Below are 15581 nucleotides of genomic sequence, written 5' to 3' on the forward strand. Positions count from 1 at the left end.
CGTGCCGTGTTCAGCGAGGTCCTGGTCGCCAACCGCGGGGAGATCGCGGTGCGGGCGTTCCGCGCCGCGTACGAGCTGGGCCTGTCCACTGTGGCGGTGTTCGCCGACGAGGACCGCAACTCCGTGCACCGGCTCGAGGCCGACGAGAGCTACCGGATCGGCCGGGTCGGCCACCCGGTCCGGGCCCATCTGTCGGTCGACGAGGTGCGCCACACCGCGCGGCGGGCGGGTGGAGCGCGGAGACCTCCTCCTCGTCGTCACCGGCCCCACCGCCCCGGTCGGCCACCCGCCCCGTCAGGGAGTCGTCCCGTGAGCACCAGCCTGTTCCGATGGTTGTGCGAGGAGCTCGGCTACGCCCCCGAGCACGTGCTGAGCGTCCGCCTCAACCGCACCGAGGCGGTGGTCGTGACGCGGGACGACGCCGGCCAGCTCCGCGTCGTGAACCACTTGGTCACGAGCCCGAGGGTCACGGACGACGTGCTGACGCGTCCGGCACGGGTTCGGCCCTAGGGCGCGGGGAAGGGGATGTCCGGAGGCGGCGGGACGGCGCGGACCAGCGTTCACGGTGTGGAGGGTGTGCTGGCCCTCGTGGGGGAGCACCTGGGCCCCAGCGGGTGGGTCACACTCAGCCGGCGCCGGCTGGACGCCTTCGCCGCCGCGACCGGCAGCTGCCGGGAGCTCCCCGCCGACCCGGAGGGCAGCGGACCCGGTGGCGCGACCGTGCCCCACCTGCTGACGCTGTCCCTGGTGCCGGTGCTGCTCGCGGAGGTCCTCGACGTCTCCGGCTTCCGGCTGGGCGTCAACTACGGCACAGGGCCGGTGTTCTTCCCGTGCCCGGCACCCCTGGGGAGCCGGGTGCGGGCGCAGGCGGTCCTCGAGTCGGCGACGGAGTTCGACGGCGGGGTCCAGCTGAGCGTGACGGTCACCTTGGAGGTCGACGGGGCCGGTGACGCAGCGGTGATCGCGACGGTGCTGCTGCGCCGGTACCTGTGAGCGGGGCGTGAGGCGGGAGCGGCTGTGCGCCGCACCCCCTCGGGCGTGGTCCTGATCGGCCGCGGATCCGGCGCGGCGGTCCTCGCCTACGCCGCCGGCGCCTTCTGCTCGGGGTTGGGCAACTGGATGCTCCGGCTGGGCCAGGCGCTCGTCGTCCTCTCGATCCCGGGGACGGGCGGCGCGGAGGTGGGACTGGTGACCGCCCTGCAGACCGCACCCACCGTCCTGCTCGCCGTTCCCGTCGGCACCCTGGCCGATCGCACGTCGCGGCGGGGCCTGCTCGTCGCCGGGCAGTGCGTGATGGCCACCGCAGCCGGTGCTCAGTGCCTCGTCCTCGTGTCGGGGAGTCCGACGATGACGAGCACGGCCATCGCTGCGGTGGCGTTCGGCTGCGGCTCGGCCGTCGACTCCTCCGTGCGCTTCACCTTCGTCTCGTCCCTGGTGGAGCCTGCACGACTGGTGCGGACCGTCGGCCTCGTCGTGGTGACGTACCAACTGGCCAGGACGGTCGGGCCCTCGCTGGCCGGCGCCCTCGACGAGCTGGTCGGTCTGGCCGCGGTCTTCGTGACGGCCGCGGCGTTGATCAGCACGTTCGCGGTGACCCTCGGCTTCCTCCGCGGGCGCCCCCCACGAGGCGCCACCGCCACACGCGGAACGGGGCTCCGGCGTGCCCTGTGGTCGGTCGGGAGCGATCAGCGGCTGCGCACGGCATTCCTCGTCGTGGCCGTCGCCGGGCTGGTCGGCCCCAACCTCACGACCTTGGCGGTGCTCATGGTCGACGACGTCTTCGAGTCGGGTTCGGCCGGGATCGGCTGGGCGACCACCGGGCTGGCGGCCGGCTCCCTGCTCGGCTCCCTGGCCGCGGTGGTCCTTCCCGGCGGACCCTCGCAGCGGAGCCTGCTGGTCGCCACCGCCGGCTGCGGGCTGACGGCGGCGCTGACCGGGCTGACCCCCTCCGTGGTCGTCTACTGCCTGGTTTCTGTCGCGGCGGGCGCGACCTCCCTCGTCATGGTCTCCATCGCCAGCGCACTGGTCCAGGTAGCGGCCGAGGACGGCAACCGCGGCATGATCACCGCCCTCTTCTCCGTCGCCCTGCTGCTCGGCGTCCCGGTGGGCGGTCCTCTGCTGGGTCTCACGGCCGACCTGATCGGGGCACGGCTCACCTCGGTCGGCGCCGGGCTGGTCGTCCTCGTGTTCTCCGTCGTCCTGGCCGCGCGGAGGAGGCGCTCGGGACCGCGAGGCAGCTGAGCCGTGACTGCGCAGCCGTCGTGCTGCCCCGTCCTCGCTCGTCACAGCGCTCCCGCGTGGGGGACGCCGGGCGCGGAGCCACGCCTACGGTGAGCCCGCCGGCGCGGGCCTCGCTGCGGCCGGCAGTCGAGCTGGCGCGGCTCACCGAGCGCGTGCGACGCGGGGGCGGAGGGGCGGCTGGCAGGCCCTCCGCCTGCGGGCTGCGAGCGCCCCCCGGCGTCCCTCGTCCGCGACGCGATCGGCCACGGCCGCGACGGGCGGGGTGCGGCGGTGGCCACCGTCGGCCCGTGAGCGACGCGCTGCTGCGCCAGGTCGACGCCGTGACCGTCCCGGTGCCCAGCCTGGACCAGGGGCTGGCCTTCTACCGCGACCGGCTCGGGCACCGGTTGCTGTGGCGCCACGACGCCGTCGGCCAGGCGGGGCTGGCGCTGCCGGGCGGCGGCACCGAGCTGGTGCTCACCACGAGGCAGCCCTACGCACCCGCCTGGCTGGTCTCCTCGGTGGCTGAGGCGGCCGCGCGCATCGGCCGTGGCAGTGATCCGGTGGGGACCCGGGGTGCGCCAGCGACCCTGTCAGTCAGTCACCGGCTCGTCGAGGGTCCTCCAGTGAGCCGCCCTCCGGCCCGCCGGACCGGTCGGGGAGGATCGGGGGCGACGCGCTTCCTCCGAGGGGACCTCCCACATGCCCAAGGCTCTGCTGCTCGAGAACATCGACCCGGTGGCCGTCGAGCTGCTGTCCGCGGCCGGCTACCAGGTCGAGGCGGTGCGGGGGGCGCTGGACGAGGACGACCTCGTCGCGGCACTCGACGGCATCGAGCTCCTCGGCATCCGGTCGAAGACGCAGGTGACCGCCGAGGTGGTCAAGGCGCGTCCGGAGCTGGCGGCGATCGGGGCGTTCTGCATCGGCACCAACCAGATCGACCTGGTCGCCGCGGCGGAGGCCGGGGTGGCGGTGTTCAACGCGCCGTACTCCAACACCCGAAGCGTGGTGGAGCTGGCGATCGCCGAGATCATCAGCCTGGCCCGGCGGCTGAGCGACCGGGACCGCGCGCTGCACGCCGGCATCTGGGACAAGTCGGCGACCGGCAGCCACGAGATCCGGGGCCGGACGCTGGGCATCGTCGGCTACGGCAACATCGGCAGCCAGCTGTCGGTGCTGGCCGAGGCGCTGGGCATGCGCGTTTTGTTCTACGACCTCGAGGACAAGCTCGCCCTCGGCAACGCCGAGGCCTGCGGCAGCCTCGAGGAGCTGCTCGAGCGCGCGGAGACGGTGACGCTGCACGTCGACGGCCGTGCCGGCAACGCGGGCCTGTTCGGCGCCGAGCAGTTCGCCCGCATGCGGCCGCGCAGCCTGTTCCTCAACCTCTCCCGCGGGTTCGTCGTCGACCACGAGGCGCTGCGCGAGCACATCCGCAGCGGCCACCTGGCCGGTGCCGCCGTCGACGTCTTCCCCGACGAGCCCAAGGAGCAGGGCGACCCGTTCGACTCGGTGCTGCGCGGGCTGGACAACGTCATCCTGACCCCGCACGTCGGCGGGTCGACGCAGGAGGCGCAGTACGACATCGGGCGGTTCGTCGCCGGCAAGCTGCTCGACCACAGCCGCACCGGGACGACGACGCTGAGCGTCAACCTGCCCGCGGTGGCGCTGCACGGGGCATCGGCCGCCCGGTTCGCGCTGCTGCACCACAACGTGCCGGGCGTGCTGGCCCGCGCCGACGCGCTGGTGGGCGAGCACGGGCTCAACGTCGACGGGCAGGTCCTCGCCACCCGGGGTCAGCTCGGCTACGTCGTCACCGACGTCAACGGGCCGCTGCCCGACGCCCTGCTCACCGCGCTGCGGGCGATGCCGGAGACCGTCCGCCTGACCACCTTCCCGGGCGCCGCCTGAGCCGGGTGCGCCTCCGGCCCTCCTAGGCGGTGTCCTGCAGCCGGGCCCTGCGCCGCACCTCGACGGCGAGCACCGACGGCAGCCGGAGCAGCCGCTGCTCGAGCAACCGGCTCTCGTCGGTGTCGGCGAAGCAGTCGAGATCCAGACGCCACCGGCCGGCGCCGGCCTCCTCGGCCTCGAGGTGGGTGAAGCGGTGCCCGCGGCCGGTGAGGAGGGCGAGGACGCGCTGGACACCGACGTCGTCGGTGGTGGTGACGGTGAGACGGACGAACTGCGGGAAGGACGCGACGGCGTGCACGGGGATCTCCAGGCGGGCGTGGGTGGGAAGTGCTCCCGATCCGTGCTCACGGACCCGCCGGCTCGAGAGTCAGCCTCCGGCGGGCCCGCTGATAATCACCGTCCTGCGCATGCGGCGACGTTACCGGCGGCCACGCGCCCGCCGGAAGCCCGGCAGGCCGGCAGGCCGGCACCGGCAGGGTCGCTCAGGCGACGTCTTGACGGCGCTGCTGCGCGGGCGCGGCCGCCGCCCCGCCGGGCAGGACGACGAGCGCGGGCCGCGCGGCGGCGGGGCGGACCTCGCCGAGCCGGGTGCGCAGCCCCGTGTTCGCGTAGCCGGCCGGCAGCCGGTGGCACTCGTCGAGGACCTGCAGCGGCGGTGCCGGGGCGGGCTCCTGCGCGAGGTGGACGTACACGATGCGGTCCGCGGGGTCGTAGATGTTCATCTCGTCCTCGCCTCCTCCGCGGTGCGTTCCGGACAGGTACAGGGTGGCCCCGGGGTACGACAGAACCGGGGTCCTCGGAGGGCGTCCGGTTCACTGGTCCAGACCGTGGTCGGCCGCGGAACTCAGCGGTCTGGCTAGCCTGCTCGGCGTGCCGCTGCTGGGCCCGACGGACCCCCTCCCGCACCGCCCCGCGCGGGTCCTCGTCGCCGGCACCTCGGGGTCGGGGAAGACCACTCTGGCGTCCCGGATCGCGCACGCCCTGGGCAGCGAGCACGTGGAGATCGACGCGCTGTTCCACGGCCCCGGGTGGACGCGGCGGCCCTCGTTCGAGGCCGACGTGCACGCCTTCGCCGCGGGGCCCACCTGGGTGACCGAGTGGCAGTACGACAGCGTGCGCGAGCACCTGGCGGAGCGGGCCGACCTGCTGGTCTGGCTGGACCTGCCCCGGCCCGTCGTCATGCGCCAGGTCGTCCTGCGCACGCTGGTCCGCCGGCTGGGGCACCGGGAGCTCTGGAACGGCAACGTCGAGCCCCCGCTGCGGACGGTCCTCACCGACCGCGAGCACATCGTGCGCTGGGCCTGGACCACCCACGGCCGGGCCGGAGCCCGCGTGACCGGGCTGCTCGACCGTCGTCCCGACTTCGTCGTGGTCCGGCTGCGGAGCCGGGCCGAGGTCGCGCGCTGGCTGGACGGGCCGCTGCGCGACCGGTGACCCGGCTACCCGCGCCGGTCGGTCGCCGCGTCGAGCAGCTTCCCGGCGATGCGGGCGAGCTGGTCGACCTCCTCCGGTGCCAGCCGGTCGACCACCAGCCGGCGCACCTCCGCGACGTGTCCCGGGGCGAACTCCTCCACCGCATCCCGGCCGGCGGGGGTGAGCCGGGTGACCTGGCCGCGCCCGTCCTGCTCCGACGGGCAGCGGACCACCCAGCCGCGGTCCTCCAGCGCCGTGACGGCGTGCGAGAGCCGGCTGGGGGAGGTGGCGGTCAGGCCGGCGAGCTCGCTCATCCGCAGCTGCTGCCCGGGAGCCTCGGAGAGCACGGCCAGGATCTGGTAGTAGACGTGGCCGATCCCGGCGTCCTCGCGCAGCTGCCGGTCCAGCCGCTGCGGCAGCAGCGTCACCAGGCGGACCAGCGGCAGCCAGGCCGCCATCTCCGCCGGCGTGAGCCAGCGGGTCCCCTCCGGAGCGGTCATGCCGCCTGGAAGGAGCGCCGGGACAGCCCGACGCCGTAGCCGTCGAGCCGCGTGACGACCGGCGCGGTCGGGTCGGTGGCCGCCCCCAGGGTGACGAACAGCGGGGTGAAGTGCTCCACCGTCGGGTGCGCGTAGGGCATGCCCGGCGCGGCGCTGCGGAACCGGGCGAGCTCGGCGACGTCGCCGCGGGCCAGGGCGTCGGCGGCCCAGGCGTCGAAGTCGGCCGACCACCCCGGCACCTCGTTATCGACGAACATCTCGCGGGTCAGGAACGGCAGGCCGTGGGTCATGTGGCCCGAGCCGACGACGAGCACGCCCTGCTCGCGCAGCGGGCGCAGCCGCTCACCCAGGGCCAGCAGCCGGTCGGGGTCCTCGGTGGGGAGGGACAGCTGCAGCACCGGGACGTCGGCGGCCGGGTACATGATCTTGAGCGGCACCCAGGCGCCGTGGTCGAGGCCGCGGCGGGCGTGCCGGTGCACGTGCTCGGTGTCGGGCACCAGCCCCACGACCTGGCGGGCGAGCTCGCCGGCGTCGGGGGTGTCGTAGCGGAACGTGTGGTACAGGGGGTCGAACCCGCCGAAGTCGTACACGAGCTCGTCGGGCCGGTCGGCGCTGACCGACAGCGGCGCCGACTCCCAGTGCGCGGAGACGACGAGGATCGCCTTCGGCTTCGGCAGCGAGCGGGCCCAGGCGTGCAGCGGGTCGAGCCACTCCGCGCTCTGGAAGGGCATCGGGCCGCCGCCGTGGGAGAGGTAGAGGCTGGGCAGCGGCCCGTCCTCCGGCGTCCACACCGCGTGCGGCTGCTCGGCCTGGAGCCTCGCGGCACGGGTGAGGTGCCGGGCGAAGGGGTGGGCCGCGGGGATGCGCGCGTCGGCGATCGCGGTGGTGGACATGCCGCCTCCTCGAAACTTGAAGTCTCAACAACCATATCGGACCTTTGTTGAGATTTCAAGCAGGAATGCGACGGCCCCCGCCCGGCGGGTCGCCGGGCGGGGGCCGTCGTGCTCGGGTCAGCGCAGGTCGAAGCGGTCCAGCTCCATGACCTTGACCCACGTGGTGACGAAGTCCCGGACGAACTTCTCCTTCGCGTCGTCGGACGAGTAGACCTCGACGATGCCGCGGAGGATCGAGTTCGACCCGAACACGAGGTCGGCCGCGGTGGCGGTGCGGACGACGTTGCCGTCGGCGTCCAGGCCCTCGTAGACGCCCTCGGTGTCGACCGACGTCCGCCACGAGACGCCCAGGTCGAGCAGGTTGCGGAAGAAGTCCTGCGACAGCACGCCCGGCCGGTCGGTGAAGACGCCGTGCTGCACGCCGCCGGTGTTCGCGCCGAGCACCCGCAGCCCGCCGACCAGCAGCGTCATCTCCTTGGGCGTCAGCTCCAGCATGTACGCCTTGTCGACGAGCAGCGTCTCCGGCCCGATCTTGGTGCCGGGGGAGACCCAGTTGCGGAAGCCGTCGGCCCGCGGCTCCAGCCAGGCGAAGTTCTCGACGTCGGTCTGCTCCTGGGAGGCGTCGGTCCGCCCCGGGGAGAACGGCACGGTGATCTGCACGCCGGCGTCGGCCGCGGCCTTCTCCACCGCCGCGCTGCCGCCGAGCACGATCAGGTCGGCGAGGGAGACCTTCTTCCCGGTCTGCTGCTCGAACTCGGCCTTCACCCGCTCGAGCACCGGCAGCACGTCGCGGACGCCCTCGTTGACCGCCCAGCTGATCTGCGGCTCGAGGCGCAGCCGGGCGCCGTTGGCGCCACCGCGCTTGTCGGTGCCGCGGAACGACGCCGCCGCCGACCAGGCCGTGTGCACCAGCTGCGGCACGGAGAGCCCCGCGGAGAGCAGCCGCTGCTTCAGGTCGGCGATCTCGGCCTCGCCGACCAGCTCGTGGTCGACGGCCGGGACCGGGTCCTGCCAGATGAGGTCCTCGGCCGGCACGTCCGGGCCGAGGTACCGGCTCTTCGGGCCCATGTCGCGGTGCAGCAGCTTGAACCAGGCGCGGGCGTACTGGTCGGCGAAGTACTCGGGGTCGTCCCGGAACCGCTCCGCGTAGGCGCGCAGCTCGGGGTCCACGCGCAGGGCCATGTCGGCCGTGGACATCATCGGCGGGTTCTTCTTGCCCTCGATGTGCGCGTCGGGCACGAGCTCCTGGGCCTCGGGGTTGCTCGGCTGCCACTGCTTGGCGCCGGCCGGGCTCGTCGTGAGCTCCCAGTCCCAGCGGAAGAGCGTCTCCCAGTAGGAGTTGTCCCACGTCGTCGGCGTGGGGGTCCAGGCGCCCTCGAGACCGCTGGTGATCGTGTCGGCGCCCTTGCCCGTGCCGTACTGGCTGATCCAGCCCAGGCCGTTGCCGTGCACCGGGCAGCCCTCGGGCTCGGGACCGACGAGCTCGGGGTTGCCCGCGCCGTGCGTCTTGCCGAAGGTGTGCCCGCCGCCGATGAGGGCGACGGTCTCCTCGTCGGTCATGCCCATCCGGCGGAAGGTCACCTTGATGTCGTGCGCCGAGGCCAGCGGGTCGGGGTTGCCCTTGGGGCCCTCGGGGTTGACGTAGATCAGGCCCATGGTGACGTTCGCGAGCGGGCCCTCGTCGAGGTTCAGCGGGTCCTCGCCGGCGTAGCGCTCGTCGCCGAGCCAGGTGTCCTCCGGACCCCAGAAGACCTCCTCGGGCTGCCAGGTGTCCTCGCGACCGAAGGCGAAGCCGAAGGTCGGCAGGCCCATGTCGTCGTGCGCGACGTTGCCGGCGAGCACGAGCAGGTCGGCCCAGGAGAGCTTGCGGCCGTACTTCTGCTTGATCGGCAGCAGCAGGCGGCGGGCCTTGTCGAGGCTCGCGTTGTCCGGCCAGCTGTTGAGCGGGGCGAAGCGCTGGGCGCCCTGGCCGCCGCCGCCCCGGCCGTCGGCGATGCGGTAGGTGCCGGCCGCGTGCCACGACATGCGGATGAACAGCGGGCCGTAGTGGCCCCAGTCGGCCGGCCACCAGTCCTGCGAGGTCCGCATGAGCTGGCGCAGGTCCTGCTTCAGCGCCTCGACGTCGAGCTCGGCGAAGGCCTTCTTGTAGTCGAAGTCCTCACCGAGCGGGTCGGCGTCCTTCGCCGTCTTGTTCAGGACGCCCAGGTCGACCTGGTTCGGCCACCAGTCGCGGTTGGTGCGCGGCCGGCGGTCGGTGTGCGCCTCCGGCGACGGGATCGCCGGGTTCTCGCTCTCGCTGGTGCTCGCGGTCTCGACCTTGTTGTGCTCGTCCTTCACGGTGTGCCTCTCTGTGGTGCGGATCCGTCAGGGTTCGGGGACGTGCGGGCCGAGGCGCAGGCGGGGCAGCGGCCCCACCAGATCACCTCGGCCTCGTCGATCTCGTAGCCGGCGTCGTCGGACGTGGTCAGGCACGGGGCCTCGCCGACCGCGCACGCGACGTCGACGATCGCGCCGCACGAGCGGCAGACGACGTGGTGGTGGTTGTCGCCGGTGTGCATCTCGTAGCGCGCGACCGAGCCGGTCGGCTGGAAGCGCCGGACCAGGCCGGCGTCGGTCAGCACGCGCAGCACGTCGTACACCGCCTGGTGCGACACGTCGCCGGAGTCGCGGCGGACCGCGGCGAGGATCGACTCGGTGTCGGCGTGCGGGTGGTCGTGCACGGCCGCCAGCACCGCGATCCGCGGGCGCGTCACGCGGAGGGGCACCCCGCGCAGCAGGCGCTCGAGTTCCGCGGCGGTCGGCACCCCCTCACCCAACCCCAGAATCTTGAATGGATCAAGTCCTCGCCCCCGGTGCGCCGGCCGCCCCGGTCAGCACGCCTGCCGGGCGCCGAGGGCGCCCGGCCGCCGGGCCGGAGGCTTCGGCAGCCGGGTCCGCGGGGACTGGTCCGCGTAGCCGCGGGGGAGGCGGTGCTCGACGGGCGGGACGCCGGCCGCGACCGTCGTCGCCACGTGCACGTAGCGGATCGAGTCCGCCGGGTCGTAGGTGCGCACGTCCGCCTCCTCACGCGGCCGCGCTGCCCAGGAGCAGCCGCCGGGTGACGGTGGCGACCCGCCGGCCCAGGTGCACGGCCGCCGCCGTCGCGACCTCGTCGACGGGGGTCGCCCCGTCGTCGGTGACGTGGCTGACGCCGTAGGGGTTGCCGGCCTCGAACTGGACGGGGTCGGTGTAGCCGGGCGGCACGATGTAGCCGCCCCAGTGGTAGAAGGTGTTCGCCAGCGCCAGCAGGGTCGACTCCTGCCCGCCGTGGCGGGTCGCGCTGCTGGTGAACGCCGCGTACACCTTGTCGGCCAGCAGGCCCTGGTCCCACAGCGCCCCGGTGCGGTCGATGAACTGCTTGAGCTGCGCGGCGGGCAGGCCGTACCGGGTCGGCGTCCCGAAGACGACGGCGTCGGCCCAGAGCAGGTCGTCCTTGACGGCGAGGGCGACGTCGCCGCTGGCGGCCACGTGCGCCGCCCACGCCTCGTTCTTCCCGATCGACTCCTCCGCCGCCAGCTCGGCGACCTTGCGCAGGCGCACCTCCGCGCCCGCCTTCTCGGCGCCCTCGCGCACCGCCTCGGCCAGCGCGTGCACGGTGCCGGTCTGGGAGTAATAGATGACGGCGACCTTCGGGGTGGGGCCGAAGGCGCGGTCGGTGGTGTCGGTCATCGTGGTCCCTCTCGAGGAAGTGCTGCCGGGTCCGGCAGGGCCGCGCGTCGCGGCCGGGAACCAGTGCACCGGGCGGGCCTTCCCCCGACCTTTTCCCGACCTGCTCTGGCTACGCTCCGGCCGTGGACTTCTCGGTCCTCGGCCCGCTGCAGGTCCGGGTGCGCGGCGAGCTCGCGCCGGTCCGCCGGGGCCGCCCGCGCGTCCTGCTCACGTACCTGCTCCTGCACGCCGGGGAGCCGGTGCCGGCGCCGCAGCTGGCCGACCGGGTCTGGGACGGCAGCCCGCCCGCCGACGCCGGCAACGCGGTGCACCGCACCGTCTTCTACCTGCGCCGGGCGATCGGCCCGCGCGAGCCGCTGCCGCTGCGCACCGTGGCGGGTGGCTACCAGCTGGACGTACCGGCGGACGCCGTGGACAGCGTCCGCTTCACCCGCCTCGTGCGGGGTGCCGCCGGGGGACCCGACCGCGTCCTCGCCGCGCTCGACGAGGCGCTCGGCCTCTGGCGCGGGCAGCCGCTCGCCGACGTCGCCGACCTGCCGTGGGCGCTGCCCGCCGTCGCCGAGCTGGAGGAGCTGCACGTGCAGGCCCACGAGCGGCGGCTGCGGTGCCTGCTCGACCTCGGCCGCCACCTCGACGTCGTGCCGCAGGCGCAGGCCCTGGTCGCGACGCACCCGCTGCGGGAGGGCCTGCGCGCCTCGCTGATGACGGCGCTGTACCGCAGCGGCCGCCAGGGCGACGCCCTTGCCGAGGCGGCGGCGCTGCGCCGGACCCTGGCCGCGGAGCTCGGGCTCGACCCCGGCCCCGCGGTGCTCGACCTGGAGCGGCGCATCCTGGCACGCGACCCCACGCTGGGCGGCCCGCCGGCGCCCGTGGCCGCACCGCCGGCCGCCGTGCTCCCGCGGACCGCCCTGCCCCGCGCCGTCACGTCGCTGGTCGGCCGGGACGCGGAGACCTCCGCCGTCCGGGCGGCGCTCGGCACCGTAGGTCTGGTGACCCTCACCGGACCGGGCGGCGCCGGCAAGACGCGGCTCGCGCTCGCCGTCCTCGGCGAGGGGCCCGAGCACGGACCGGTGTGGTTCGCCGATCTCGGCGGCGCCGCCGACGACGCGGCCGTCGCCGGCGTCGTCGCGGCGGCCACCGGCGCGCCGACGTCCCCCGGCACCGACGTGGTGCAGGCGGTCGTCGCGCACCTGCGGGAGGCCACCGGCGTGCTCGTGCTCGACACCTGCGAGCACGTCGTCGAGGGGGCCGCCGCGCTGGCGACGGCGGTGCTGCACGGCTGCCCGCGGGTGCGCCAGCTGGCCACCAGCCGGCGGCCCCTCGGCGTCACGGGGGAGGTCGTCCGGCCGCTGCCACCGCTGGCGCTGCCGCCGGCGGGGGAGGACGTGCCCGTCGACGAGGTCCGAGCCGCCGCCGCGGTCGAGCTGTTCGTGCAGCGCGCGACCGCCGTCGCCCCCGACTTCACCGTCGACGAGGCCAACGCCGCCGACGTCGCCGCGGTCTGCCGGCTGCTCGACGGGCTCCCGCTGGCCCTGGAGCTGGCGGCGGCGCACGCCGACGTGCTCAGCGCCGGCAAGATCCGCGCCCGCCTGGACGACCGGTTCGCCCTGCTGGTCGCCGGGACGCGGGACGTCGCCGGGCGGCAGCGGACGCTGCGGACCACCATCGGCTCGAGCGTGGACCTGCTGACCGCGGACGAGCGCGCCCTGTTCACCCACCTGGCGGTGTTCGCCGGCACCTTCTCCCTCGACGCGGCCGTGGCCGTGGCGCCCCGCTCGGCCGGCGGCGACGCCTTCCGGCTGCTGGCCTCGCTGGTGCGCCAGTCGCTGGTGGCCCGTGCCGGCCCCGAGCGATACCGGCTGCTCGACTCGGTGCGCGCCTACGCCGCCGAGCTGCTGGCGGGCTCCCCGGACGGCGCCGCCGTCCGCCGCCGGCACGCCGAGCACCTCGTCGCGCTGGCGGAGACGGGCGACCGCCAGGTGCGGACCGGCGCCCAGCGGTCCTGGCTGCCGCTCCTGCGGGAGATCGCCCCCGACCTGCGTGCCGCGCTGCGGTGGTGCCTGGACGGGCACGCACCCGAGCTGGGTGCCCGGCTGGTGGGGGCGCTCGCGTGGTTCTGGACGCTCGAGGGACAGCTGGCGGAGGCGCGGTCGTGGCTGGACCGCGCCGAGCGGGTCCCCGTGACCGACCCGCGGATCCGCTCGCGCGTGCTGCTCGGGGTGGGCCTCGTCGCCGCCCCGCTCGGTCACCTGGTCCAGGCGCGCGACGCCTGCGCCGAGGCCGCCGCGCTGAGCCGGTCCCGCGGGGACGACCGCGGGACCGGGGACGCCCTGATCACGCTCGGCGTCGCGCTGTGGGCGCTGGGCGACCTGGACGGCGCCGCCGCCGCCCACGACGAGGCGGCCGAGCGGCTGGCCGCCGAGGAGGAGCCGTGGCGCCGGGACGTCGCGCTGATCCTCAGGGCGCGCACGGCCGTGGACCGCGAGGACGACGACGCGGGGGAGCGGGTCGCCGCCGCCGTGGTGGCCGCCCGGCGCAGCGGGGACGCCCACCTGCTGGGCCTGGCGCTGACCCAGCGGGCGCGCGACGCCCTGCGCCGGGGTGACGGGCGGGCGGCGGCCGGCGCGGCGGAGGCCGCCGAGGACGCCTGCCGGCGGATCGGCTACCACGAGGGCGAGGCCGCGGCGCTCACCCTGCTGGCGCGTGCCCGGGTGGCGGAGGGGACCACCGACCTCGCCTCCGGACCGGCGGAGCGGGCGCTCGCCGTGGCCGCGGCGATCGACCACCGCGGCGCGCTGTGCTCCGCGGTCGAGGCGCTCGCCGCCGTCCGGGCGGGCGACGGCGACGACGCCGGCGCGCTGGTGCTCCTGGAGGTCGCGGCCGCCGAGCGGCGGGTCCGCGGGATCCCGGACGCGCCGGTCGAGCGCGCGCTGACCGCCCGGCTGGCCGGCGGTCTGCACGAGCGGCTGGGCCCCCGCGCCGCCGCCACGCCCGAGCAGGCCGCCCTGCTGACCGTCGACGACGTCGCCGCGCCCTACCGGAGGAGCAGCCCGTGACCCGCACCGTCGTCCACCCGCTGACCCTCGACGAGGCGCGTGCGCTGATCGCGGGCCCCGAGGAGTTCGGCCGCCGCACCGGGCTGGGCGTCGCCGAGGGGTACCTGGAGTTCCCCGAGGCGCTGCCGGCGACGGTGGATGCACTGGCCTCGGGGACCCCCCCGGAGTGGTTCAGCCACCTGATCGTCGACCCGGACGCGGACCTGGTCGTCGGCCTGGGCGGGTTCACCGGCCCGCCGCAGGACGGCGTGGCGGAGATCGGCTACAGCGTCGCCCCGGCGCACCGCGGCCGCGGCCACGCCACCCGGGCCGCCCGGGCGTGGGTGGAGGCGGCGCGGCGGGCCGGGGTGGCCACCGTCCGGGCGCACACCCTGGCGCAGGAGAACCCCTCGACGGCCGTCCTGGCGCGGGTCGGGTTCGCGCGCGTGGCCGAGCTGCACGACGCGGAGGAGGGCGACCTCTGGCGGTGGGAGCTGCCGCTCTAAGCCGTGCCGGCGGCCCGGTCGCGGGGCATCAGCGCGACGGCGGCGAGCATGACCAGCGACACCGCGGCCGTGGCCAGGAACACCTGGTGGACGGCGGTGCTCAGCGGCCCGGGCAGCACGTCGCCGCTCTCCACCGACGTCGTGCCCAGGGAGGCGTTCACCACCGCGCCGAACACGGCGACCCCCACCGCGCTGCCCAGCGAGCGGAAGAACATGTTCGCCGCGGTCACCACCCCGCGCTGCTCCCAGGGCACCGCGGACTGCGCGGCGATCAGCGTGGGGGCGGCGGTGAAGCCCATGCCCAGGCCGATCACGAAGCAGGTGGCGCCCACCTGGAGGACGTTGGTGCCCTCGTCGAGCAGGAGCAGCAGCGCGGCGCCCAGCACCGCCACCGCGGCGCCGATCAGCGACGTCCGGCGGATGCCGATCCTCAGGTACACCCGCCCGGCCTGCGAGGCCGACAGCGGCCAGCCGAGCGTCAGTGCCGCCAGCGCGAACCCGGCCACCAGCGGACCCGTGCCGAGCGCCACCTGGGCGAAGGTCGGCACGTACGTGGTGAGCCCGAGGAGGGTGGCGCCCACGCAGACGGCCACCAGGCACGTGGTCACGATCAGCCGGTCGCCCAGCAGCCGCAGCGGCACGACGGGGTCGGCGGCGCGCCGCTCGACCAGCACGAACACGGCCAGCAGCGCCGCGCCCGAGCCGAGGACGGCGATGCTCGGCGCCGAGCCCCACGCCCACGCCTGGCCGCCCTCGAGCAGGCCGAGGATCACCAGCGTGAGGCCGACGGTGAGCACGACCGCGCCGGCGTGGTCGACCTGCGGCCGCCGGCGCTCCACCTGCTCGGTGAAGCGCAGGGCGATCATCGCGCCGGCGACCAGGCAGAGCGGGATGTTGACGAAGAAGATCCAGCGCCAGCTCACATACTCGGAGAAGACCCCGCCCAGGGTCGGGCCGACGACGGCCGAGATCGCCCACACGCTGGCGACGTAGCCCTGCACCCGCGCGCGCTCGGCCAGCGTGTAGAGGTCCCCGACGATCGTCATCGACATCGGCTGGACGGCGCCGGCACCCAGCCCCTGGACGGCGCGGAAGGCGATGAGCGCCCACATGTTCCAGGCCAGGCCGCAGAGCACCGAGCCGAGGAGGAACAGCCCGATCCCGGCGAGCATCACCGGCTTGCGGCCGAACAGGTCGGCGAGCTTGCCGTAGACCGGGACGGTGACCGCCTGCGCCAGCAGGTAGATCGAGAACAGCCACGGGAACTCGGCGAAGCCGCCGAGGCTGTCGACGATCGACGGGACGGCGGTGGCGATGATCGTCGAGTCGATCGCGACCAGGCCGGTGGAGAGCATGACGCCGATGAGCACCGGGCCGCGCTCCGACCGGAACCCCACC

At 75.2% G+C, this 15581-nt stretch carries 16 protein-coding genes; 7 read left to right on the forward strand and 9 right to left on the reverse strand.

Features of this window, described 5'->3' with window-relative positions; genetic code table 11:
- The first annotated feature begins 6 nt into the window (after positions 1 to 6).
- The 4 genes from ACI8AF_RS06495 (at position 7) to serA (ending at position 4128) form a co-directional block, all read left to right on the forward strand.
- Positions 7 to 510, forward strand: a complete 504-nt coding sequence (locus ACI8AF_RS06495; protein ID WP_456538864.1) for a biotin carboxylase N-terminal domain-containing protein — start codon at positions 7 to 9, stop codon at positions 508 to 510.
- A 57-nt stretch (positions 511 to 567) separates the two neighbouring features.
- A complete protein-coding gene (locus ACI8AF_RS06500) occupies positions 568 to 993 on the forward strand; it encodes a dehydratase (protein ID WP_456538865.1) in 426 nt (141 codons plus the stop codon).
- Between the two features lie 24 nt (positions 994 to 1017).
- Entirely contained in the window at positions 1018 to 2241 is a 1224-nt protein-coding gene (locus ACI8AF_RS06505; protein WP_456538866.1) for an MFS transporter, read from the forward strand.
- A 681-nt stretch (positions 2242 to 2922) separates the two neighbouring features.
- A complete protein-coding gene (serA, locus tag ACI8AF_RS06510; RefSeq protein ID WP_456538867.1) occupies positions 2923 to 4128 on the forward strand; it encodes a phosphoglycerate dehydrogenase in 1206 nt (401 codons plus the stop codon).
- 22 nt (positions 4129 to 4150) lie between these two features.
- Here the strand turns inward: serA and ACI8AF_RS06515 are convergent, their stop codons facing one another.
- Complete coding sequence (locus ACI8AF_RS06515; RefSeq protein ID WP_456538868.1) at positions 4151 to 4426, reverse strand: hypothetical protein; 276 nt, start codon at positions 4424 to 4426, stop codon at positions 4151 to 4153.
- Between the two features lie 184 nt (positions 4427 to 4610).
- Entirely contained in the window at positions 4611 to 4850 is a 240-nt protein-coding gene (locus ACI8AF_RS06520) for a hypothetical protein (RefSeq protein ID WP_456538869.1), read from the reverse strand.
- A 148-nt stretch (positions 4851 to 4998) separates the two neighbouring features.
- Between ACI8AF_RS06520 and ACI8AF_RS06525 the strand changes: the two genes are divergently transcribed.
- Entirely contained in the window at positions 4999 to 5562 is a 564-nt protein-coding gene (locus ACI8AF_RS06525; RefSeq protein WP_456538870.1) for a hypothetical protein, read from the forward strand.
- A gap of 5 nt (positions 5563 to 5567) precedes the next feature.
- Here the strand turns inward: ACI8AF_RS06525 and ACI8AF_RS06530 are convergent, their stop codons facing one another.
- The 6 genes from ACI8AF_RS06530 to wrbA all read right to left on the reverse strand — a co-directional run bounded on the left by ACI8AF_RS06530 (position 5568) and on the right by wrbA (position 10642).
- Positions 5568 to 6041 (reverse strand): MarR family winged helix-turn-helix transcriptional regulator, encoded by a 474-nt coding sequence (locus tag ACI8AF_RS06530; RefSeq protein WP_456538871.1) that lies wholly within the window; start codon positions 6039 to 6041, stop codon positions 5568 to 5570.
- Positions 6038 to 6934 (reverse strand): dioxygenase family protein, encoded by an 897-nt coding sequence (locus ACI8AF_RS06535; RefSeq protein WP_456538872.1) that lies wholly within the window; start codon positions 6932 to 6934, stop codon positions 6038 to 6040. Before ACI8AF_RS06535 ends, ACI8AF_RS06530 begins: the two co-directional genes overlap by 4 nt.
- Before the next feature lie 117 nt (positions 6935 to 7051).
- Positions 7052 to 9271: a catalase/peroxidase HPI gene (gene katG, locus ACI8AF_RS06540; RefSeq protein ID WP_456538873.1), complete on the reverse strand. Its 2220-nt coding sequence runs from the start codon at positions 9269 to 9271 to the stop codon at positions 7052 to 7054.
- Positions 9268 to 9738 (reverse strand): Fur family transcriptional regulator, encoded by a 471-nt coding sequence (locus ACI8AF_RS06545; RefSeq protein WP_456538874.1) that lies wholly within the window; start codon positions 9736 to 9738, stop codon positions 9268 to 9270. Before ACI8AF_RS06545 ends, katG begins: the two co-directional genes overlap by 4 nt.
- A 66-nt stretch (positions 9739 to 9804) precedes the next feature.
- Complete coding sequence (locus ACI8AF_RS06550; protein ID WP_456538875.1) at positions 9805 to 9987, reverse strand: hypothetical protein; 183 nt, start codon at positions 9985 to 9987, stop codon at positions 9805 to 9807.
- Positions 9988 to 9997: 10 nt separating this feature from the next.
- Positions 9998 to 10642: an NAD(P)H:quinone oxidoreductase gene (wrbA, locus tag ACI8AF_RS06555; RefSeq protein ID WP_456538876.1), complete on the reverse strand. Its 645-nt coding sequence runs from the start codon at positions 10640 to 10642 to the stop codon at positions 9998 to 10000.
- Between the two features lie 122 nt (positions 10643 to 10764).
- On the opposite strand from wrbA, the gene ACI8AF_RS06560 reads away from it, so the two are divergent.
- Positions 10765 to 13698 carry a BTAD domain-containing putative transcriptional regulator gene (locus tag ACI8AF_RS06560; RefSeq protein ID WP_456538877.1) on the forward strand — a complete coding sequence of 978 codons (2934 nt, stop codon included), beginning with the start codon at positions 10765 to 10767 and terminating at the stop codon, positions 13696 to 13698.
- Positions 13695 to 14183, forward strand: a complete 489-nt coding sequence (locus ACI8AF_RS06565; RefSeq protein ID WP_456538878.1) for a GNAT family N-acetyltransferase — start codon at positions 13695 to 13697, stop codon at positions 14181 to 14183. The genes ACI8AF_RS06560 and ACI8AF_RS06565 overlap by 4 nt, the downstream gene beginning before the upstream one ends.
- On the opposite strand, the gene ACI8AF_RS06570 is transcribed toward ACI8AF_RS06565, so the two are convergent.
- Positions 14180 to 15580 carry an MDR family MFS transporter gene (locus ACI8AF_RS06570; protein WP_456538879.1) on the reverse strand — a complete coding sequence of 467 codons (1401 nt, stop codon included), beginning with the start codon at positions 15578 to 15580 and terminating at the stop codon, positions 14180 to 14182. The two genes, ACI8AF_RS06565 and ACI8AF_RS06570, sit on opposite strands and share 4 nt — an antisense overlap.
- Between the last annotated feature and the right edge of the window lies 1 nt (position 15581).

The sequence above is a fragment of the Blastococcus sp. SYSU D00669 genome, from assembly GCF_054050715.1.